22 protein-coding genes are annotated in these 20,304 nt (G+C 45.0%); 21 read left to right on the top strand and 1 reads right to left on the bottom strand.

From position 1 onward, the window contains the following. Positions 1 to 15 precede the first annotated feature (15 nt). The 15 genes from hisZ (at position 16) to rsfS (ending at position 13,346) form a co-directional block, all read left to right on the top strand. The gene (gene hisZ / locus ACTNCK_RS00460) at positions 16 to 1,200 is read left to right on the top strand and encodes an ATP phosphoribosyltransferase regulatory subunit (RefSeq protein WP_441080300.1); all 1,185 of its coding nucleotides are present in this window, start codon (positions 16 to 18) and stop codon (positions 1,198 to 1,200) included. Next, positions 1,197 to 1,856: an ATP phosphoribosyltransferase gene (gene hisG, locus ACTNCK_RS00465; RefSeq protein ID WP_441080302.1), complete on the top strand. Its 660-nt coding sequence runs from the start codon at positions 1,197 to 1,199 to the stop codon at positions 1,854 to 1,856. The genes hisZ and hisG overlap by 4 nt, the downstream gene beginning before the upstream one ends. Then, on the top strand, positions 1,846 to 3,141 hold the full coding sequence (gene hisD, locus ACTNCK_RS00470; protein WP_441080303.1) for a histidinol dehydrogenase: 1,296 nt from the start codon (positions 1,846 to 1,848) through the stop codon (positions 3,139 to 3,141). The genes hisG and hisD overlap by 11 nt, the downstream gene beginning before the upstream one ends. After that, entirely contained in the window at positions 3,141 to 3,728 is a 588-nt protein-coding gene (gene hisB / locus ACTNCK_RS00475) for an imidazoleglycerol-phosphate dehydratase HisB (protein ID WP_441080304.1), read from the top strand. Before hisD ends, hisB begins: the two co-directional genes overlap by 1 nt. Next, complete coding sequence (gene hisIE, locus ACTNCK_RS00480) at positions 3,728 to 5,008, top strand: bifunctional phosphoribosyl-AMP cyclohydrolase/phosphoribosyl-ATP diphosphatase HisIE (RefSeq protein ID WP_441080305.1); 1,281 nt, start codon at positions 3,728 to 3,730, stop codon at positions 5,006 to 5,008. The genes hisB and hisIE overlap by 1 nt, the downstream gene beginning before the upstream one ends. 18 nt (positions 5,009 to 5,026) lie before the next feature. After that, complete coding sequence (locus ACTNCK_RS00485) at positions 5,027 to 6,901, top strand: TIGR03960 family B12-binding radical SAM protein (RefSeq protein ID WP_441080306.1); 1,875 nt, start codon at positions 5,027 to 5,029, stop codon at positions 6,899 to 6,901. Between the two features lie 2 nt (positions 6,902 to 6,903). Further along, a complete protein-coding gene (locus ACTNCK_RS00490) occupies positions 6,904 to 7,680 on the top strand; it encodes a TIGR03936 family radical SAM-associated protein (protein ID WP_441080308.1) in 777 nt (258 codons plus the stop codon). Then, positions 7,673 to 8,866, top strand: a complete 1,194-nt coding sequence (locus ACTNCK_RS00495) for a ribonuclease E/G (protein WP_441080309.1) — start codon at positions 7,673 to 7,675, stop codon at positions 8,864 to 8,866. Before ACTNCK_RS00490 ends, ACTNCK_RS00495 begins: the two co-directional genes overlap by 8 nt. A 75-nt stretch (positions 8,867 to 8,941) precedes the next feature. After that, the gene (rplU, locus tag ACTNCK_RS00500) at positions 8,942 to 9,250 is read left to right on the top strand and encodes a 50S ribosomal protein L21 (protein ID WP_441080310.1); all 309 of its coding nucleotides are present in this window, start codon (positions 8,942 to 8,944) and stop codon (positions 9,248 to 9,250) included. Then, positions 9,250 to 9,579, top strand: a complete 330-nt coding sequence (locus ACTNCK_RS00505) for a ribosomal-processing cysteine protease Prp (RefSeq protein ID WP_441080311.1) — start codon at positions 9,250 to 9,252, stop codon at positions 9,577 to 9,579. Before rplU ends, ACTNCK_RS00505 begins: the two co-directional genes overlap by 1 nt. A 2-nt stretch (positions 9,580 to 9,581) precedes the next feature. After that, positions 9,582 to 9,866 carry a 50S ribosomal protein L27 gene (rpmA, locus tag ACTNCK_RS00510; RefSeq protein WP_441080312.1) on the top strand — a complete coding sequence of 95 codons (285 nt, stop codon included), beginning with the start codon at positions 9,582 to 9,584 and terminating at the stop codon, positions 9,864 to 9,866. A 78-nt stretch (positions 9,867 to 9,944) separates the two neighbouring features. After that, positions 9,945 to 11,219: a GTPase ObgE gene (obgE, locus tag ACTNCK_RS00515; protein WP_441080313.1), complete on the top strand. Its 1,275-nt coding sequence runs from the start codon at positions 9,945 to 9,947 to the stop codon at positions 11,217 to 11,219. A gap of 24 nt (positions 11,220 to 11,243) precedes the next feature. Beyond that, a complete protein-coding gene (yhbY, locus tag ACTNCK_RS00520) occupies positions 11,244 to 11,531 on the top strand; it encodes a ribosome assembly RNA-binding protein YhbY (RefSeq protein ID WP_441080508.1) in 288 nt (95 codons plus the stop codon). After that, the gene (gene nadD, locus ACTNCK_RS00525) at positions 11,528 to 12,763 is read left to right on the top strand and encodes a nicotinate (nicotinamide) nucleotide adenylyltransferase (protein ID WP_441080314.1); all 1,236 of its coding nucleotides are present in this window, start codon (positions 11,528 to 11,530) and stop codon (positions 12,761 to 12,763) included. The genes yhbY and nadD overlap by 4 nt, the downstream gene beginning before the upstream one ends. A gap of 238 nt (positions 12,764 to 13,001) precedes the next feature. Next, positions 13,002 to 13,346, top strand: coding sequence for a ribosome silencing factor (gene rsfS / locus ACTNCK_RS00530; protein ID WP_441080315.1), 345 nt, complete (start codon positions 13,002 to 13,004; stop codon positions 13,344 to 13,346). A gap of 285 nt (positions 13,347 to 13,631) precedes the next feature. Here rsfS and lexA read toward each other — a convergent pair whose 3' ends face one another. Continuing rightward, positions 13,632 to 14,255: a transcriptional repressor LexA gene (gene lexA / locus ACTNCK_RS00535; protein ID WP_441080316.1), complete on the bottom strand. Its 624-nt coding sequence runs from the start codon at positions 14,253 to 14,255 to the stop codon at positions 13,632 to 13,634. 191 nt (positions 14,256 to 14,446) lie between these two features. On the opposite strand from lexA, the gene ACTNCK_RS00540 reads away from it, so the two are divergent. From ACTNCK_RS00540 to ACTNCK_RS00565, 6 genes are read left to right on the top strand one after another with little or no spacing between them, the layout of a single operon-like run. Continuing rightward, positions 14,447 to 15,475: a sulfate ABC transporter substrate-binding protein gene (locus ACTNCK_RS00540; protein WP_441080317.1), complete on the top strand. Its 1,029-nt coding sequence runs from the start codon at positions 14,447 to 14,449 to the stop codon at positions 15,473 to 15,475. Further along, complete coding sequence (gene cysT / locus ACTNCK_RS00545) at positions 15,444 to 16,331, top strand: sulfate ABC transporter permease subunit CysT (protein WP_441080318.1); 888 nt, start codon at positions 15,444 to 15,446, stop codon at positions 16,329 to 16,331. The genes ACTNCK_RS00540 and cysT overlap by 32 nt, the downstream gene beginning before the upstream one ends. Continuing rightward, positions 16,328 to 17,149, top strand: a complete 822-nt coding sequence (locus ACTNCK_RS00550; RefSeq protein WP_441080319.1) for a sulfate ABC transporter permease — start codon at positions 16,328 to 16,330, stop codon at positions 17,147 to 17,149. The genes cysT and ACTNCK_RS00550 overlap by 4 nt, the downstream gene beginning before the upstream one ends. Positions 17,150 to 17,166: 17 nt before the next feature. Then, entirely contained in the window at positions 17,167 to 18,225 is a 1,059-nt protein-coding gene (locus ACTNCK_RS00555) for an ABC transporter ATP-binding protein (RefSeq protein ID WP_441080320.1), read from the top strand. 20 nt (positions 18,226 to 18,245) lie between these two features. Further along, the gene (locus ACTNCK_RS00560; protein WP_441080321.1) at positions 18,246 to 19,919 is read left to right on the top strand and encodes an adenylyl-sulfate reductase subunit alpha; all 1,674 of its coding nucleotides are present in this window, start codon (positions 18,246 to 18,248) and stop codon (positions 19,917 to 19,919) included. Continuing rightward, positions 19,916 to 20,230: a 4Fe-4S dicluster domain-containing protein gene (locus ACTNCK_RS00565; RefSeq protein WP_441080322.1), complete on the top strand. Its 315-nt coding sequence runs from the start codon at positions 19,916 to 19,918 to the stop codon at positions 20,228 to 20,230. Before ACTNCK_RS00560 ends, ACTNCK_RS00565 begins: the two co-directional genes overlap by 4 nt. Positions 20,231 to 20,304: the final 74 nt, after the last annotated feature.

Genomic DNA, 20,304 nt, shown 5'->3' on the forward strand with positions numbered 1-20,304 from the left:
GCAAAAGGAGAAAAGATGAACAGTCTTTTACATACGCCTGAGGGCGTTAGAGACATCTTAGGAGATGAGTGTCAGAAAAAGAACTATGTTATGAAGGCTCTTACATCGCTGCTCTTTTCATACGGATATGATCAGGTAGAGACACCGATGTTTGAGTTTACCGATACATACAGTGAGTCCTATGGCTCTACCCCGGAGAGGGATATGTTCCGTTTCTTTGACAGGGATGGAAATACTCTGGCCCTTCGGCCTGATTTTACTCCATCTATAGCAAGACTTACTGCCAGGTTCTTTTCAGACACAAAGGAGACGATCAGACTCTGCTATCAGGGAAATGTATTCAAGAACCGTCATTCTCTGCGCGGAGAGATGAGCGAGCAGACTCAGGTCGGGGCTGAGATGATCGGTGATTCATCGATAGAATCAGATGCAGAGATGATCTCTATTATAGTAAACGGATTCCTTTCAGCTGGTCTGAGTAAGTTTCAGATAAGCATAGGTCATGCCGATATATTCAACGGGCTTATAGAGGCTGCAGGCTTTTCGTCTGATGAGGAGAAGGATGTGCATGACTTTGTATCCAACAAGAATTTCTTCGGCCTGTCAGAATATCTTACACAAAAGAAAGTGGACCAGGATCTGCAGTCTCTTTTTTCACTTCTGTCAAAGATCTTTATGAATCCTGACGAATGGAAGGATTCTCTTGAGATGGCCAGGAATTATCCTCCTGTATACAATGCTCTGTCACATCTCTATCAGATGAACGAGCTTTTAAGTGCCTATGGTGTCGAGGACTATGTTAGCTTTGACCTTGGACTGGTAAGAAGTCTGAATTATTACACAGGTATAATCTTCGCGGGCTATACCCTTGGAAGTGGAAAGCCAATAGTAACTGGAGGCCGTTATGACAGTCTGCTGGGCCATTTCGGTGCTGACCGTCCTGCCATTGGATTTGCGATCCTTGTTGATGAGCTTCTTCTGGCGATTGACAGACAGCATATAGAACTTCCTATCGAGAATGCCAAGATCCTACTCCTCTATCCAAGGAATCAGGTGAAGAGTGCGATCAGGAAGGCTGACTCATTAAGAAAGGCCGGAAACCGCGTCCTCATGCATTCATATAACGATACAGATCACAAGAACAAGCTCTGTATCAAATATGCGTCATTTACTATAATGGAGACAGGAGGCGAGAAATGAGCTACAGGGATGAGATGATAACAGTTGCATTAGGAAAAGGCCGGCTTGCAAAGAAGGCCATGGCTCTTTTTGACAATATAGGCCTGGGCGTCGAGGAGATACACGACCCTGATACCAGAAAGCTTATCTTTACAAACGAAAAGGAGAATATCAGATATTTCCTCTCAAAGGGGCCTGATGTACCGACCTATGTCGAGTATGGCTCGGCAGATATAGGAATAGTCGGAGAGGATACTATCCTTGAGGAGAACAGAAATATATATGAGGTATTCGACTTAGGCTTCGGCAAATGCAGGATGTGTATAGCAGGACCTGAATCGGCCAGAAGTCTTCTGGATTCCTCACATCTCATCAGGGTTGCCACAAAGTATCCCAGAATAGCCAAGAATTATTTCTACAATCAGAAGCATCAGACAGTAGAGATAATAAAGCTTAACGGAAGTATAGAGCTTGCGCCTATAGTAGGGCTTTCTGAGGTGATCTGTGATATAGTAGAGACAGGAAGTACCTTAAAGGAAAACGGACTTGTCGTGCTGGAGGAGGTAGTTCCTCTCTCAGCCAGGGTTGTAGTGAACCAGGTATCAATGAAGATGAAAAATGCCAGGATCACAGAGATAATAAATGCTTTACAGAAGGAGATAAGAAATGCAGATTGAAAAGCTAAATGAGGATAATATCAAAACCCTTCTTACCAAGCTTTTGAAGAGAAGCCCGATAAGCTACGGCAGCTATGAATCATCGGTTAAAGAGATAATCGATCAGGTACGTACCCAGGGAGACCAGGCTGTGTTTTCTCTCGAAAAAAAATTCGACAAGGCTAGCCTCAATCCGTCAAATATCCGTGTGACAAAGGAAGAAATCGAGGAGGCATACTCAAGAGTTGACGAAAAGCTTCTTACTGTAATAAGACGTTCTCTTAAGAATATCAGATCATTCCATGAAAAGCAGAAGCAGAACAGCTGGTTTACGACCGATGAACGCGGGATCTTTCTGGGACAGAAGGTTACACCTATAGCAGTGGCAGGTGTATATGTTCCTGGAGGAAAGGCTGTATATCCATCATCTGTACTTATGAATATAGTTCCTGCCAAGGTAGCCGGAGTACCTAGAATAGTAATGTGCACTCCTCCAGGGCCTGACGGAAAGGTCTATCCATCTACACTTGTTGCAGCAAATGAAGCCGGAGCAGATGAGATCTATAAGGTCGGCGGAGCACAGGCTATAGCAGCAATGGCATTCGGAACCGAGTCCGTTCCTAAGGTCGATAAGATAGTAGGTCCTGGAAATATATATGTTGCTCTGGCAAAGAAAGCTGTATTCGGCTATGTAAGCATAGATTCCATAGCCGGACCGTCAGAGATCCTTGTGCTGGCGGATGAGACTGCAGATGCACATTTCGTAGCAGCAGATCTGCTTTCACAGGCAGAGCATGATGAGCTTGCTTCAGCTATCCTTATCACTACAAGCGAGGAGCTTGCGAAAAAGGTAGACGAGGAGATCGAGGGCTATCTGCCTAAGCTTTCCAGAGAGGAAATAATAAGAAAGTCCCTTCAGAATTATGGTCATCTGTTTGTGGCAGAGACAAAGGAGGATGCAATAGCAGCTGTAAATCAGATAGCATCAGAGCATCTTGAGATAGTAACTGCTGATCCTTTCCTTGATATGACGAAGATAAGAAATGCAGGAGCCATTTTCCTCGGGACCTGGTCCTCAGAACCATTGGGAGATTATTTTGCCGGACCAAACCATGTCCTTCCTACCAATGGAACCGCAAAATTCTTCTCAGCCCTCTGTGTTGATGATTTCATAAAGAAGTCAAGTGTGATATCATATTCTAAGGAGGCTCTTGAAGAAATAGCAGGAGATATCGAGGATTTCGCTGAGTGTGAGAGACTGACAGCTCATGCGAATTCCATAAGAGTACGTTTCGAGGATAAGTGATGACAAGAAAAGCTTCTGTAAACAGAAAGACAAGAGAAACCGATATAAAGGCAGTTATAGATCTCGATGGAAGCGGCATTTATCAGATAGATACAGGGATAGGCTTCTTCGATCATATGCTGAGCGGCTTTGCAAGACATGGCTTCTTTGACCTTAGCCTTTCATGCAAGGGAGATCTCGATGTCGACTGCCACCATACAATAGAGGACTGTGGTATAGTCTTAGGTCAGGCGATCGCTAAGGCTCTTGGAGATAAGGAAGGGATAAGGAGATTCGGATCCTCACTTCTTCCTATGGATGAAGCCCTTGTGCGCTGTGTGATAGATCTTAGCGGCAGGCCTTATCTGGTATTCAATGAGGAGTTCTCAAATGACAGGGTAGGAGACTTCGATACTGAGATGGTAAGGGAATTTTTCTATGCCATTTCCTATTCGTCGATGATGACCCTGCATATAGATGAGCTTCATGGAGAGAATTCCCATCACCTGATCGAGGCTAGCTTCAAGGCTTTCGGAAAGGCCCTGCACGAGGCAGTGACTATAGATCAGAATATAAAAGGCGTATTGTCAACAAAAGGGAGTCTGTAATGGAACATAAGAGTATAATCGCAACGATCTATATCAGGAATGGAAGAGCTCTTCTTCATAAGGATGATCCAGATCAGACAGTCGATCTTATCGAGCTTGCAAGATCATACAATGACAGCGGAGTGGACAAGATCTTTCTTGTCGACCTGTCTAATGATGAGTCAGAGCATATGACTAATCTGATCGCGATAAGAAATGTAAACAGAAACATAGATATAAAGACCTGCGGCAGCGGTAATATAAAAAGAGAGGATGATATCAAGCTTTTCTTCTTTGCCGGCTGCACTGAGGTAGCCTTAAACGGAGGCAAGCCAGAGACCATAGAGCTTGTAAAAAAGGCAGCGGCTCGTTTTGGCAAGGATAAGATACTGGTATCAGTAGATACAGTTAATTTTGCCTTTAAGACCAGGGATTTCATCAATGACTGTGTACATGAGCTTGTGCTTATGAATCCGGATCTGGTAAAGGGCCTTGAAAATATAACAGATATTCCTTATATCCTTAAGCAGGATGACTATGATCTGGACAGAATCACCGGTCTTCTGGAGTCTGAATGCATAAGGGGCATATACGGAAGCTTCATAAATGAAGACGATACAGATATAATGCAGCTTAAGTCAGATCTGGCTGACAGAGGGATAGTAATGGACAACTTCAACCCCAAGCTGCAGTGGAAAGACTTAAAGGTTAACAGTGACGGACTTGTGCCTGTCATAGCCCAGGATTACCAGACAGGACAGGTATATATGCTTGCCTATATGAACGAGGAGGCATTCAATACCACTATCCGTCTTGGCAAGATGACCTACTGGAGCAGATCGAGGCAGGAGCTATGGACCAAGGGACTTACAAGCGGTCATATCCAGTATGTAAAGAGTCTTACGGCTGACTGCGATTATGATACGATCCTTGCCAAGATAAGCCAGGTCGGAGGAATTGCCTGCCATACCGGATCACCGTCATGCTTCTTTAATGAGATCATAAAGAAGGAGTATATAGAGAGATCGCCTCTTCGGATATTTGAAAACACCTACAATCTGATCAAGGAGCAGAAGGAGTCCGAGGGAGAGACCTATGCCAGGCAGCTCTTCAAGGGCGGTATTGACGAGGTGCTTAAGAAAATTGGAGAGGAAGCGGCAGAGGTAATAATAGCCGGCAAGAACAATGGCGACACAGAGGCTATATATGAGATAACAGACCTTATCTATCATCTGATGTTTCTTATGATCGACAAGGGCATTTCCTGGGAGGAGATCACAAGAGAGCTGTCCCAGAGATAAGATCGCGATTAGGATAAAATGAGAAATTCTGCACTAACTGATGAAATCCTGATGCAGGTTGAGCAGCCTGCAAGGTATATAGGAAATGAAATAAATTCCACTATGAAAGACAAGTCGAAGATCGATCTTCGGTTTGCCTTTTGCTTTCCTGATGTATATGAGGTCGGGATGAGCCACCTTGGAATTAAGATCCTCTACGAGATGTTTAACAAGAGAAGTGACGTCTGGTGCGAGAGGGTCTTTTCTCCATGGCCTGACCTTGCTTCTATAATGAAGGAGAGAGGGATCCCTCTGTTTGCGCTTGAATCCCAGGATCCGATCAGTGAATTCGATTTTCTGGGTATAACGCTCCAATATGAGATGTGCTATACAAATATCCTTCAGGCGCTTGATCTCTCAGGCATTCCCTTTCATTCAACTGATCGGAGGGAGGAGGATCCTATAGTGGTAGGAGGCGGTCCATGCGCCTACAATCCAGAGCCTGTAGCAGAGTTTTTTGACCTCTTCTATATAGGAGAGGGAGAAAAACAGTATGACAGGCTGTTCGATCTCTATATCTCAATGAAAAAGGGTGGCAGCTACAGCAGAAGAGAATTCTTACGAAAAGCAGCAGCTATTCCAGGTATATATGTGCCCTGTCTTTATCATGTTAGCTACAGTGAAGACGGTACTATAGAAGACTTTTCTCCTACAGAGGATGGTCTGCCGGAAAAGATCATGCGACAGGTCGAGATGGATATGGACCATGCTCCTTATCCGATGAAGCCTGTCATTCCTTATGTCAGATCGACACAGGACAGGGTGGTGCTTGAGGTGATGAGAGGCTGCATAAGGGGATGCAGGTTCTGTCAGGCAGGAATGGTATACAGACCATGCAGGCAGAAGTCCCTTGATGTACTAAAGAAATACGCTGTTGAACTGTTTAGGAATACCGGCTATGATGAGATATCCCTAAGCTCGCTTTCAACAAGTGACTTCGAGGAGCTGCCTGAATTCCTTGATTTCCTGATAGAAGAGTGTGACAGGAGAAGGATCAATATCACTCTTCCTTCGCTGCGTATAGATGCCTTTTCGCTTGATGTGATGAGTAAGGTCCAGGATGTAAGGAAGAGCTCACTTACCTTCGCTCCTGAGGCAGGAAGCCAGAGGATGAGGGATGTGATAAACAAGGGGCTTACTACAGAGGAAATCATGAAGGGAGCCTCTGACGCCTTCCTCGGAGGCTGGAAAAAGGTAAAGCTCTATTTCATGCTTGGCCTTCCTACAGAGACCGAGGATGATATGCGCCAAATACCTGATCTGGCTCAGGAAATAGCTCATCTCTATTATGAGACCCTACCTGACAAGGCGACAAGAGGCGGCAGATGCCAGATCACGATTTCGACCTCCTTCTTCGTGCCAAAGCCCTTCACTCCATTCCAGTGGGCCGCAATGTGCCCGGCGGAGGAGTATCTGAGGCGGGCAAGAATAGTAAATCACAGGATGAAGGAGGAACCTAATCATAAATGCCTGTCATATCAGTGGCATGAGGCAAAGACCACTGTTCTTGAGGGTGTTTTCGCAAGAGGTGACAGAAAGATAAGCAGGGTGATAGAATACGCATACAGACATGGTGCCTGCTTTGATGCCTGGAATGAATTCTTCAGACCTGAGATCTGGGATATGGCTTTCACGGCATGTGGAGTTGATCCTGATTTCTATACACTTAGGAAAAGAGAACTGGATGAGATCCTGCCATGGGATTTCATTGATACAGGAGTAAGCAGAAGGTTCCTTGAGAATGAATGGAAGAAGGCAACAGGAGAAATGACGGTGACTCCGAACTGCCGTAATAGCTGCTCGGGCTGCGGCTGCACGAGATTTTGCTCAGGAGTCTGCGTAGCAGGGAAATAAGGATGGACATAAGGATCAGATTCAGTAAATTCGGACCAGTAAAATACATAGGGCATCTGGACCTGATGAGATATTTTCAGAAGGCTCTTCGTAGGAGTGATCTCCCAATCACATATACAAAGGGATTCTCTCCTCATCCGGTCATGTCCTTTGCGGCTCCTCTTGGCGTAGGTATCACCAGTGAGGGAGAATATATGGATATCTCCCTTGAAGAGGAGATCGAGGTGGAGAAGATAAGGGACATACTAAATGCCCAGATGGCTTATGGTATAGAGATCATTTCTGTAGCAAAACGAAGCAGTAACAAGAAGGCCATGGCAGAGCTTGCGGCAGCCTCATATATAGTTTTCTTCAAGAGGATAAATGGAGGTATCAGGATAGATAAGGACCTTATAAGTGACCAGATCGATAAAAGGATAAGCAATGCATCCTCTCTTGTTGTTACAAAGGAAACGAAGAATAGCAGCAGACAGGTAGATCTGATACCTCTTATCTATCAGATCAGCTGTCTGGATTGCTTTCCTGTTGATAAGCGAGACCACTATCTGCCTGACTGGGAGCATAATGGATTTCTGCTTGGAGAGGAGGATCCGGCTGTCTATATGAAGGTATCTGCCAGAAGCTCAGATAATCTGAGGCCGGAGCTTCTAATGAAGACTCTTCTTCAGCCATATGCAGATGAGGAGGCATACATTCCTGGAATACACAGACTTGATATGTTCCGGGAGGACCAGGGAGGGCTTGTTTCCTTTGGTGAAGGGGACTTATCAAATGGATAGGGAATGCTTTCTTGTATATGACTCCTACAGGTTTTCCGGAAGGGATTTCATGGTCCTCGCCTGCTTTGGTGCAGAGGACAGAAGACTTTTATATATAAGATTTTTTGATGAATCAGACAGAAGCCTGGTAGGAAAAGTATATGTGGCAAGGGTTGAAAAGCACATAGCTGGCATCGGGGTCTTCCTTGTCACACCTGATTCACATGTCTTTGTAAGGGAAAAGGACAGTAGGGCTGTTGTCTATATCAAAAGGCAGAGCCAAAAAAAGGAGCTTTCTCAGGGAGATCTGGTCCTTGTCCAGATAGAAAGGGATGCGATAAAAAGCAAGGAGCCTCTCGGCGGTTTTGTAATTACTATAAAGACCCCTTATTTTCTCCTGAAACGTCCTGGAGAGGGCATCTCCTTTTCAAAAAGGCTTAGTGCTTCTGACAGGGAAAGACTCTCTACAATTAGACATGCAGACGGAGCCCTTCTGTTAAGGACTGCTGCGGGGGAGGCTGACCCTGTCTGGCTTAAGCAGGCTATAGGGGAGGCAGGGGAGACGCTTGATGGGATCCTTGCAGACGGAGCCAACCACACAGGACCGGCTCTTGTCTGGCAGGATAATGATCTTTTGAACAGACTTATGTCTGCCTTTCCTTTTGCAAGAAACCATCTTTTTGTAAGCAGGATCATTTCATCAGATAAGTCAGTATGTGACAGGCTGGGAGAGATCTCAAGACTTTATCAGGACCAGGGCCTTGGCCTCCTTGATCTGTACAGGATAAGAACCATAACGGATGATCTCCTTAAAAAGGAGGTCTGGCTCAGATCGGGTGCCAATATAGTGATAGAGCAGACAGAGGCGCTTACTGTTATCGATGTGAACAGTGCGAAGGCCGGCAGATCAGATGCATTTTCTATAAATATGGAGGCTGCTCGGGAGATCATGACCCAGATAAGGCTTAGGAATATTTCTGGTATAATAATTACTGACTTCATGAAAATGGATTCTGACCAGCAGAGGAGCTCTGTTATGTCTGTAATGAGACAAATGGGCCAGATGGATTTCGCCAGAGTTACTGTGGAGGGATTTACGAGGTTAGGTCTCCTCGAAATGACAAGAGAGAAGCTTTTTGCGTCTGTAAATCAGACCTTGACAGGAAGAATTAATTATGATACTATATCTAGCGTTGACGCCCAGTGAGGTAGGATAAGTCTGTCATGATGACAGCGCCATAGCTGGCGGAGGGAACAGTTTGTTTCAGTACAGGAGGTATAGATGTACGCAATAATCGCAACAGGTGGAAAACAGTATAAGGTCTCAGAGGGAGACGTTATCAGAGTTGAGAGGCTCGGCAAGGCAGAGGGAGACAAGGTTACATTTGATCAGGTCCTTCTGGTAGGTGGAGACGAGACAAAGGTCGGAGATCCTACAGTCAGCGGAGCTACAGTTGATGCTTCAGTTGTAAAGGAAGCAAAGGCTAAGAAGGTCATCGTTTACAAGTATAAGCCGAAGACCGGATATCATAAGAAGAATGGTCATCGTCAGTGCTTTACAGAGGTTAAGATCGAGAAGATCAATGCTTAATGGTCAGAGTAACTATTCACCGGTCACCAAATGGAGCCTATCTGGGCTTCGAATCAGAAGGGCACGCTGATTATGCTTCATTCGGGAAGGATATAGTATGTGCTGCCGCATCTGTGCTTATGATCAATACTATAAACAGTATCGAGCTGTATACCCCAACTGTCGAGGACTATAAGTCAAGGGACGACGGAGGATATCTTACAGTCGTTTTTCCGACAGGCACAGAGGAGAAGGCAAAGCTGCTTCTTGATTCAATGGTATCGGGACTTAAGCAGATAGAGATGAGATACGGGAAGGAGCATCTTTCCGTTGAATTTAAGGAGGAATAAATATGTTAGAGTTAAATCTTCAGTATTTCGCTCATAAGAAAGGAATGGGATCGACAAAGAACGGTCGTGATTCCGAGTCAAAGAGATTAGGCGCTAAGAGAGCTGACGGACAGTTCGTAAAGGCTGGAAATATCCTTTACAGACAGCGTGGCACCAGGATCCATCCTGGAACAAATGTTATGAAGGGCGGGGATGACACCCTCTTCGCTACAGTTGATGGAGTTCTTCGTTTCGAGCGTAAAGGCAGAGACAAGAAGGTTGCCAGCGTTTATCCTGTAGCCGAGTAATTTTTTACCTTGAGTATTAAGGCCTGATCTGCTATAGAGCCAGATCAGGCTTTCTTTTTCTATATAAGGGAGTGCATTATGTTTGCAGACCGAGCCAGAATAATAATCCAGTCCGGTAAAGGCGGAAACGGACATGTAAGCTTCAGACGTGAGAAATATGTACCTGCCGGCGGTCCTGACGGAGGAGACGGAGGCAGAGGCGGAGATATCATTTTTGAGGTTTCCGACCGTGTGAATAATCTGTCTGACTATCGCCAGAGAAGGAAGTTTGCCGCCACAGACGGGCAAGAGGGCGGGAAAAAGAAATGTCACGGTAAGGACGGACAGGATCTGGTCCTTTATGTCCCTCAAGGCACCGTAGTAAAGGAGGCCCAGACCGGTCAGGTCATCTGTGATATGAGCGGGGATAATAAAAGAGTGATCGTCCTGAAGGGAGGCAAGGGCGGGATAGGGAATATGCATTTTGCCACCTCTACAATGCAGGCCCCGAAGTACGCCAAGCCAGGCGGCGAGGCCAAGAGTCTCGAGGTCATACTTGAGCTTAAGCTTCTGGCTGATGTAGGACTGGTAGGATATCCTAACGCCGGCAAATCTACTCTTTTATCCAGGCTCTCAAATGCAAAGCCAGAGATTGCCGATTATCCTTTTACTACACTTAATCCCATACTCGGGGTTGTAGATCTGCCGGGAGGAGGAAGCTTTGTAATGGCTGATATCCCGGGGATCATAGAGGGTGCTTCGGAGGGTGTAGGCCTGGGCCTCGAGTTTCTTCGCCATATAGAAAGATGCAAGGTTCTCATACATATGGTAGACATTTCCGGAGTAGTAAGAGAGGATCCTGTAAAGGACATCACAGACATTAATCTGGAGATGGCCTCTTATTCAAAGGAGCTTCTTGACAAGCCTGTGATCATTGCTTTAAACAAGGCTGATACCAGACCTGATGATGCAGAGGAGCTTAGAAAAAAGGTCGAGGATACCTTCCACAGAAAGACCTTTACCATATCTGCTGTCACAGGCCAGGGAGTAAAGGAGCTTGTATCCGAGGTAGTAAAAGAGCTTGATGAGTACAAGGATACAAGTGTTATCTATCAGTCAAACTTCAACCCGGATGAATTTTTCAAGGAAGACGACAGCTTTACTGTGACTGTGAATAAGGACGGTGAATATGAGGTCGAGGGTCCTAAGGTCCTCAAGATGCTTGGCTTTACCAACCTTGACTCAGAGAAGGGTTTTGCTTTTTTTCAGAAATTCTTAAAGGAGCAGGGCATCCTGAAGAGGCTTGAGGAAATGGGGATCACTGATGGAGACACTGTCAGGGTCTATGGACACGTGTTTGAATACTATAAGTAGGATGGATTATTCAGTATGAATGATATTACTAATAAACAAAGAGCTTATCTGGCCGGACTTGCAGCTAAAATGTCTCCAGTATTTCAGGTCGGTAAGGCTTTGGTTACTCCTGAGATCGTAAATGCCATTGATGAAGCGCTTGAGAAGAGAGAGCTTATAAAGATCTCTGTGCTAAAGAACTGCAATGAGACTCCGGCCTCTGTGGCTGCCATGATCAGTGAAAGGACAAAATCTACTCTTGTCCGGGTGATAGGAAGGAAGTTCGTTCTATACAGACCGGCAAAGAAGCCCGTAATAGAGCTGCCAAGATGAAAAAGATAGGAATCCTTGGAGGAACCTTCAATCCATTTCACAAGGGTCATCTGTATATTGCCAATGCTGCATATACTCAGCTGGGACTCGATCTGGTATATATAATGCCATGCGGTATACCGCCGCATAAGGACATGGACTCATCTGTCACCAGATATCAGAGGATGTCGATGTGCCAGAAGGTCTGCAGCAATTATCCCTATCTCAGGCTCCTTGATACGGAGCTTAAAGAGGACGGTCCAAGCTACAGCTACAGGACTCTTGAGCGGATAAGGGAGGGCCATACTGACTGGGAGCTTTACTTTATCATTGGTGAGGATTCACTTGACCAGTTCTCTACCTGGAAGCATCCGGAGCTTATAGCTCAGTCGGCAAGTCTTGCTGTTGCCATTAGAAGAGCGGGTAAGAGGGCCGGAATAGATAAGGTATGTAAGGCTATAAGAGAAGAATATGGAGCCAGGATCTTTCTTCTGGATTCTGACTATATAGATGTATCTTCTACAGAGATAAGACATATAATAAGAGAAAAGCGGGATGGAGTCGAGCAGACTCTTGCTTCCCTGATCCCGGCAGAGGTGCTTTCCTTTATCAGGGAACACCGTTTATATAGTAATGGAGGAATAGAATTGTCACCGAAGAAGGATATAAAACCAAGTGATTTTCCAAGGCTTAAGGCTGATATTGAGAAGAAGCTTGAAAAGAAGCTCAAGCCATCAAGATATATGCATACTATTGGTGTAGCATATACTTCGGCCTCTCTTGCAATGGCTAACGGCTATCCTATGGATATTGCCTTTATCGCCGGACTTCTTCACGACTGTGCCAAATACATGTCACCATCTGAGCTTTATGCCTTCTGCGAAAAGAAGGACATTGAGATCTCCGCTGCTGAGAAAAAAAGTCCTCAGCTCCTCCATGCCAAGGCTGGTGCTTATCTTGCTGAAAAAGATTACGGTATCACCGACAAGGACATCCTTCATGCCGTAAAAGTTCATACTACAGGCTGTCCTGAGATGAATCTTCTAGATCAGATACTTTTTACCGCTGACTATATAGAGCCGAATCGTGACAAGGCAAGGAGACTTACCGAGATCAGACAGGCAGCATTTAAGGATCTTAGGCTTGCGATCGAAATGATCCTGTCGGATACGATCGAATATCTGAAGGAAACGGGTAAGGAGATAGACCAGACGACATATAAGACCTATGAATGGCTGAAAGTTTCGAGATGAGAGCGAGCCATAGGCGAAGCTCGAATCCGAAACGAAGCCGTTCTTTGAGATTAATGAGAGCGAGCCATAGGCGAAGCTCGAATTTAGCGAAAAGAACTTCCTTGACCGAAAGCCTGTAGATGAGAGCAAGCTGAAGGCGAAGCTCGAGGCTGAAAGTTTCGAGGTGAGAGCAAGCTGAAAGCGCAGCTCAAGCCACAAGCGAAGCCGTATACTAACCCCTAATACAAGGAAATAACATATGAACAATACTCTTGAAATCGTAAAAACAATAAAAGAAGCCCTTGAAGACAAGAAGGGCGAGGATATAGACATCCTTGATATCTCCGGTGTGACTGTCGTCGGAGACTATTTCGTCGTTGCCAGTGCAGATAATCTGGTGCAGTTGTCTGCTATGAAGGATGAGGTAGAGGAAAGGCTATATAAGGACTATAAGCTTAGCCCAAAAAATGTCGAAGGAAAGAGAGGATCGTCATGGATCCTTATTGATTATGGTGAGGTGATCGTGCATCTCTTTACCAGAGAGGACCGTGCCTTCTATGATCTTGAAAGGATCTGGAAGGATGGGCGTAGAGTTGAGGTCTAGGGCCAGGGTCGAAACTACTGCTTTATGTCTGCTGATGGTAACGATCCATCTTTTCTGGGAAGGGAAAGACGGGAACTATACAGAGTCTGCACCATCGGATGATCTGTGGGAGGAAGAAGGCTAGAAGAGAGAGGGTATAGGGGCTAGGAAAATAGTTTTTAATCTGAAATATCATACAAAACCATACACTTTAAGCCATAGTAAAAGAATGCTTGATACAGCTCCTTGACATCAATCTAAGACCAGAATCCCTCTACCCTGCTCCTAGCCACTAAAACATAACCCCTACTTCTCCTCGAACAGCCTCAGGACCCCGAAGACCTTGCCGAGGATCTGGCAGTCAGGGACAATGATCGGATCCATATGATCATTCTCTGGCTGGAGTCGGATATGGCCTTCCTCCCTGTAGAAGGTCTTTACTGTTGCGGAATCATCGACCAGAGCGACTACCATGTCTCCATTCTCGGCAGTGGAGCAGCGTGAGACCATGATCGTGTCGCCGTCGAGAATGCCGGCATTTATCATGGATTCGCCCTTTACACGGAGCATGAAGCTTTCCTTATTAGGAACGTACTCGGCCGGGATTGGGAAGTAAGCCTCTATATTCTGAACAGCGAGAAGAGGCTGGCCTGCTGCGACACTTCCGATCAGAGGGATGTTTGTCACCTCACGACGGCTGAGATTAAAGGCATCATCTAAGATCTCTATAGCACGAGGCTTGGTCGGGTCTCTTCTGATATAGCCGTTCTTCTCAAGAGTATTGAGATGTGAGAATACAGATGAGGTAGACTTCAGGCCTACTGCCTCACAGATCTCGCGGACTGATGGCGGATAGCCCTTGTTCAGGATCTCACTCTTTATGAAATCGAGAATGATCTGCTGCTTCTTCGTGATCTTTCCGTAGCTCATATTACTGTCCTCCTTATTACTGACTTTTTCTATAAGATACTAGCATTATACCATATCGAACATAGGATTTCAAACGTTTTTTCGAAAAGCCTGTTCTGAAAATCACAAAAAAATCATTGACATTAGTGCGGGAAAGTGATAAATTATTCTTTAAGTTAAACATAGTTATTCTATAGGAATTAAAGGATATTATGAGAAGAAAATTATCATTACTGCTTTTGACATCGATACTTATGTCACTGGTGCTGACTGGCTGCGGCTTAAACAGGGATAAGGACGGCAATACCACGTCTGAGCGGGTCACACTTATCAATGTCTCCTACGATCCTACCAGAGAGCTGTATGAATCCTATAACAGATATTTCGAGCGGAAATGGAAGAAGAGCACAGGACAGAGCCTTGATGTAATACAGTCCCACGGCGGAAGCGGAAAGCAGGCGCTTGAGGTGGCGAACGGATTAAAGGCCGATGTGGTTACCCTTGCCCTTGCCTACGATACCGATTCCATTGCAAAAAGCGGTCTTATAGCCAGTGACTGGCAGAAAAGGCTGCCGGACAACAGTTGTCCCTATTATTCTACTATAGTTTTTCTGGTAAGGAAAGGAAATCCCAAGCATATAAGGGACTGGGACGATCTGGTAAGACCGGATGTCTCTGTATTGACTCCGAATCCCAAGACATCAGGCGGAGCGAGATGGAATTATCTGGCAGCCTATGCCTATGCCCTTGAAAAATATGATAATGACAGTACAAAAGTATTTGGCTTCATGCGGGACCTGTATAGAAATGTATCCGTCCTTGATTCCGGAGCGCGCGCATCCACAACCTCCTTTACAGAGAACGGACAGGGAGATGTGCTTATATGCTGGGAGAATGAAGCCTATCTGACGGAGAAGAACGATAAGGGTGATTATCAGATGATCTACCCTTCGGTAAGCGTAAAGGCAGAAACACCTGTAAGCATAGTTGATTCAGTCGTGAAAAGTCATGGCACTAAAAAAATAGCAGAGAATTACCTGAAGGGCCTCTATGATGAGAGGGCACAGGAAATCTGTGCAAGGAATTATTACAGGCCTTCTGATCAGAGGGTACTTGACAAATACAAGAAATACTTCCCGACAGATTTCAGGATGGTTACTATAGATGACTTGGGCGGATGGGAGAAGGTAGCGAAGAAACATTTCTCCAATGGAGGTATATTCGACAGGATATACAGCTGAGACAGAAAGGTTTGGTCAAGAGATGGAAAGCAGCACAAAAAAGATAATACCAGGATTCAGGCTGACATTCGGGATTACAGTCACTTTTCTTGGGCTCCTGGTAATCCTTCCCTTATCATATATAGTTATATATACTCTTAAGCTTTCACCGGAAAGATTCTTTCAGGTGATTTTTTCAAAAAGAGTAGTCACAAGCTTCGCCTTAAGTCTGTCATCAGCTCTTATTGCGACACTTGTAAATACAGTGATGGGAGTAGTGATAGCCTTTGTCCTGGTCAGATATGAATTCCCAGGCAAGAGGATAATGGATGCTCTTATAGAGATACCTTTTGCACTTCCTACTTCTGTAGCCGGGATCTCGCTTACAGCTCTTTATGGTGAAAGGGGTGTCCTGGGGAAGCTTTATTCACATTTGGGTATTTCGGTAGCCTATACAAGACTTGGAATAATAATAGCCCTTACCTTTGTGAGTATTCCTTATGTCGTCCGTTCAGTAGAACCGGTGCTTAACAATCTGGATCATTCTATAGAGGAGGCAGCCGGATCAATGGGAGCCTCACGTTCTCTTATTTTCAGGAGAGTCATATTTCCGGAAATAGCACCGGCTGTATTCTCCGGAGCAGCGCTTTCTTTCGGCAGATGTCTGGGTGAATATGGAAGCGTTGTATTCATTGCCGGCAATATGCCCTATAAGACAGAGATAGTTCCTATCATCATAATGAGCAGACTGCAGGAGTTTAATTACAGTGAAGCCAGTGCTATAGCCTTTGTGATGCTGATCTTCTCATTTATGATACTTTTTATATCGAATATAGTTTCCTCGCATAATATAAAGATAAAGGCAGGTATACGATGAAAGAAAAGGGAAACAGCAAAGCCATTAAATGGTTGCTAATAATTATTTCAGCGGTATTTCTTTTTATCATGGTAATAATGCCACTTTTTACTGTCATTTCTGGTGCATTGCAGAAGGGTCTGGGTTTTTATATAGGAGCCATAACTGATAAATATACCCTGAAGGCTCTTATACTTACCATAAAGGCAGCATTTGCATCGGTTATAGTGACCTCTGTATTCGGACTGATCGCTGCCTGGGCTGTGACAAGGTACTCCTTTCCAGGAAAAAAGATAATAAAGAGCATAATAGATATACCTGTAACGATCTCTCCGGTTATATGCGGTATGATATTTCTGCTTCTTTTCGGAAGGCAGGGCTTTATCTATCCGCTGCTCGACAAGGTCGGGATAGATGTGATCTTTGCTGTACCAGGTATCATAATAGTAACTGTATTTGTGACATTGCCTATGGTCTTTCGTGAGATAGTTCCGGTCCTCGAGGCAAGAGGCACTCAGGAGGAAGAGGCAGCTGCTATGATGGGAGCAGATGGATGGACCATTTTAAGAAGGGTTACATTTCCATCTGTAAAATGGCCATTCATATACGGAATTATCCTGTCTGCATCGAGGGCAATGGGAGAATTCGGAGCAGTGTCCGTAATAAGCGGACACTTGAGAGGCCTTACCAATACGCTTCCTCTTCATATAGAGATACTATTCAATGAGTTTAATACGACTGAAGCCTTTGCGGTTTCGTCGATTCTTGTTATACTTTCCATAGCGCTTATGCTGCTTAGACTATTACTTCAGCAGTACAGCAGCAGAAAAAGAACATGAAAGGAAGGCACTGATATATGTATGTTGCACTTGATGATGTAAATAAGAATTACGGCGATTACAAGGCCTCAGATCATGTCTCCTTTTCAATAGAAAAGGGTAAGCTGACAGGTCTTTTAGGCCCATCAGGAAGCGGAAAGACTACTATACTTCGTATGATAGCAGGCCTTGAAACACCTGATTCAGGGACCATATCAATAGACGGCACTGTAGTAAACGATATTCCTGCAAGCAAGAGGGGGATAGGCTTTGTATTCCAGAATTATGCCCTTTTCTCCTATATGAGTGTCTATGACAATATTGCTTTCGGATTGTCTGTAAAGAAGGTCTCTAAGGATAGGATAAAAAGCAGGGTAAATGAGCTGATCTCCCTTGTAGGTCTTAAGGGGATGGAAAACCGCTATCCATCGCAGCTTTCCGGCGGACAGAGACAGAGGGTGGCCTTTGCAAGAGCCATAGCTCCGGGACCCAAGCTCCTGCTTCTTGATGAGCCATTTGCTGCCATAGATGCAAAGGTAAGGGTGGAGCTTCGCACCTGGCTTAAGGAAATGATAGAGAAGCTCTCTATCACAAGCATCTTCGTGACTCATGATCAGGATGAGGCCATAGAGGTTGCAGACCAGATCATAATTATAGATCATGGAAGGGTCGAGCAGTCGGGTACTCCTGTTGAGATCTACCAGCAGCCCAGAACAGCATTTACTGCATCATTTGTCGGAAATGCGACTGTAATACCTGATTATCACATCTTCAGCCACTTCGAGGATATACATGGGGCCAATACTGCAGTGATAAGGCCCGAATTCCTTCATCTGACAAGGGCAGGAGAGGTCGAGCAGTTCCCTAATTCCTCAGAGGTCGGAACAGTCGAGTCCATCCTCTTCCGTGGAAGCCATATGGAGATAAAGGTCTGGGTCAAGGGCTCACTTCTTACTGTAAACAGACCTATAGAGGAAAGTCGGGTAGAGATTGGCGAAAAGGTGCATATCTTTATATACCAGATATTTGTGACAACCAGGGATAAGGTATATCATCTGAAGAACAAGGCTCTTTATGATGATTCAGTTGTGATCTGATCTGCTGAAAGGAGATATCGATGGATCTTAAGTTATATACGACTGATGTTCTGATAATAGGAGGCGGTACCGCCGGATGTGCAGCTGCTATAAGGCTAAAGGACAGTGGTCTTCGGGTCATAGTCGCTGAAAAGGCAAATATAAAAAGAAGCGGCTGCCTTGCAAGTGGTGTCAATGCCTTAAACGCCTATATTTCAAAGGGACATAGGCCAGAGGACTATGTAGATTATGCTATGAAGGATGCTGAGGGAATTGCCAGGGAGGACCTGCTTCTTTCCATAAGTGAAAGAGTAAATCAGGTCACCTGGAGGCTTGAGGAGGCCGGACTGCCTGTACTTAAGGATAAGAATGGACATTATGCTACCCGTGGCTGGCGCAATGTAAAGATAAACGGAGAGAATATAAAGCCTCTTTTAGCAAAGCAGGTAGATGATGCGCCTCTTGTTACAGTGATAAATCATATCAATATTACTGATTTTATAATAAAGGACAGGAGGGTCTACGGAGCAGTTGGCTTCAACGTCCTCACAAGGCAGGCTGTGGAAATCTATGCTGAGGCTACTCTTATAGCAACAGGCGGAGCTGCCGGAATGTATAAGCCAAATAATCCTGGATTTTCAAGGCATAAGATGTGGTATCCTCCATTCAACACAGGAGCCGGACTGGCTATGGGTATAAGGGCAGGCGCTGAAATGACTACCTTTGAGATGAGATTCGTGGCCCTGCGCTGTAAGGATACCATAGCTCCAACAGGAACTATAGCATTCGGTGTCGGTGCTCCTCAGATGAATGCTAAGGGAGAGGAGTATCAGGATAAGTATGGAAATACTACGTCTGAGAGAGTATATGCCTCTGTCGCTGAAAATATGAAGGGGAACGGCCCTTGCTATCTGAAAACCGAGGGGATCTCGGAGGAAACCGACGATGATCTGATAAAGGCATATCTTAATATGGCTCCCCAGCAGACCCTGAAATGGATGTCAGGCAAATTCCCTTCCGAGGAAAATGTCGAGATAGAGGGGAGTGAGCCTTATGTAGTAGGTGGTCACACAGCGAGTGGCTACTGGGTAAAAAATGACAGAAGCACGACGATAGAAGCTCTTTTTGCTGCAGGGGATATTGCTGGCGGCGCCCCTCAGAAATATGTGACAGGAGCTATTGCAGAGGGAGAGATCGCGGCTGAGGGGATCCTTTCTTATCTGAAGGCGAACTCGAAGAATCGTATGCCATCTCCAAAGACATTTGATAAGGAGGTCGGCAATATAGTAAATGAATATGACAGATTCTTTAAGAATCAGGGTATAGGTTATTCGGAAGACGATCTCGAGGAGACTATGCAGAAGATAATGGATCAGTATGCCGGAGGTATCTCCACCTACTACAGATTCAACGAGGCAGGACTTCGGATTGCTGATAAGAGGATCCGTGATCTGATCAGACTTTCTGATACACTTAGCGCCTGTGATAACTATGAGCTGATGAAGATCTATGAGCTCAGGGAAAGACTTACTGTCTGCCTGGTGCTTATTGCCCATCTTATGGCCAGAAAGGAGACCCGCTGGCCGGTATTTGACTCCAATTCGGACTATCCGGACAAGAGCGAGAAATTCGGGAATTATTTCGTGAATTCTGTTTATAACGATGGTAATGTAAAGATCATCTACCGAAAGATAAAAAAGGAGGACAAAAATTGAGCATAAGGATAAATCCAAAGAAATGCATAGGCTGCAGGAAGTGCGTTGAAGAATGTCCCGGCAATCTTTTCGTGATAGGAGAGGATAACAAGGCTCATATGCGTGACCCAAGAGACTGCTGGGGCTGCGCTACCTGTGTAAAGATCTGTCCCCTTAATGCCATAAGCATGTATCTGGGTGCGGATATAGGCGGAGACGGAACCTCTATGATAGTGAAGCATTCAGGGAATGTGCTTCACTGGATCTTCGAATCACCTGACGGAATGAAGCTTTTTGTGGAGACAGACAGGACAGAATCAAATAAATATTAGTTCGGCCCTAAATCCAACATACTATTTCCTGATCCCTAAATCCTATAAGTATCTTGACAACAGAGGAATTATCT

The sequence above is a fragment of the Candidatus Weimeria sp. HCP3S3_B5 genome, assembly GCF_052064335.1.
GTDB lineage: Bacteria > Bacillota > Clostridia > Lachnospirales > Lachnospiraceae > Weimeria.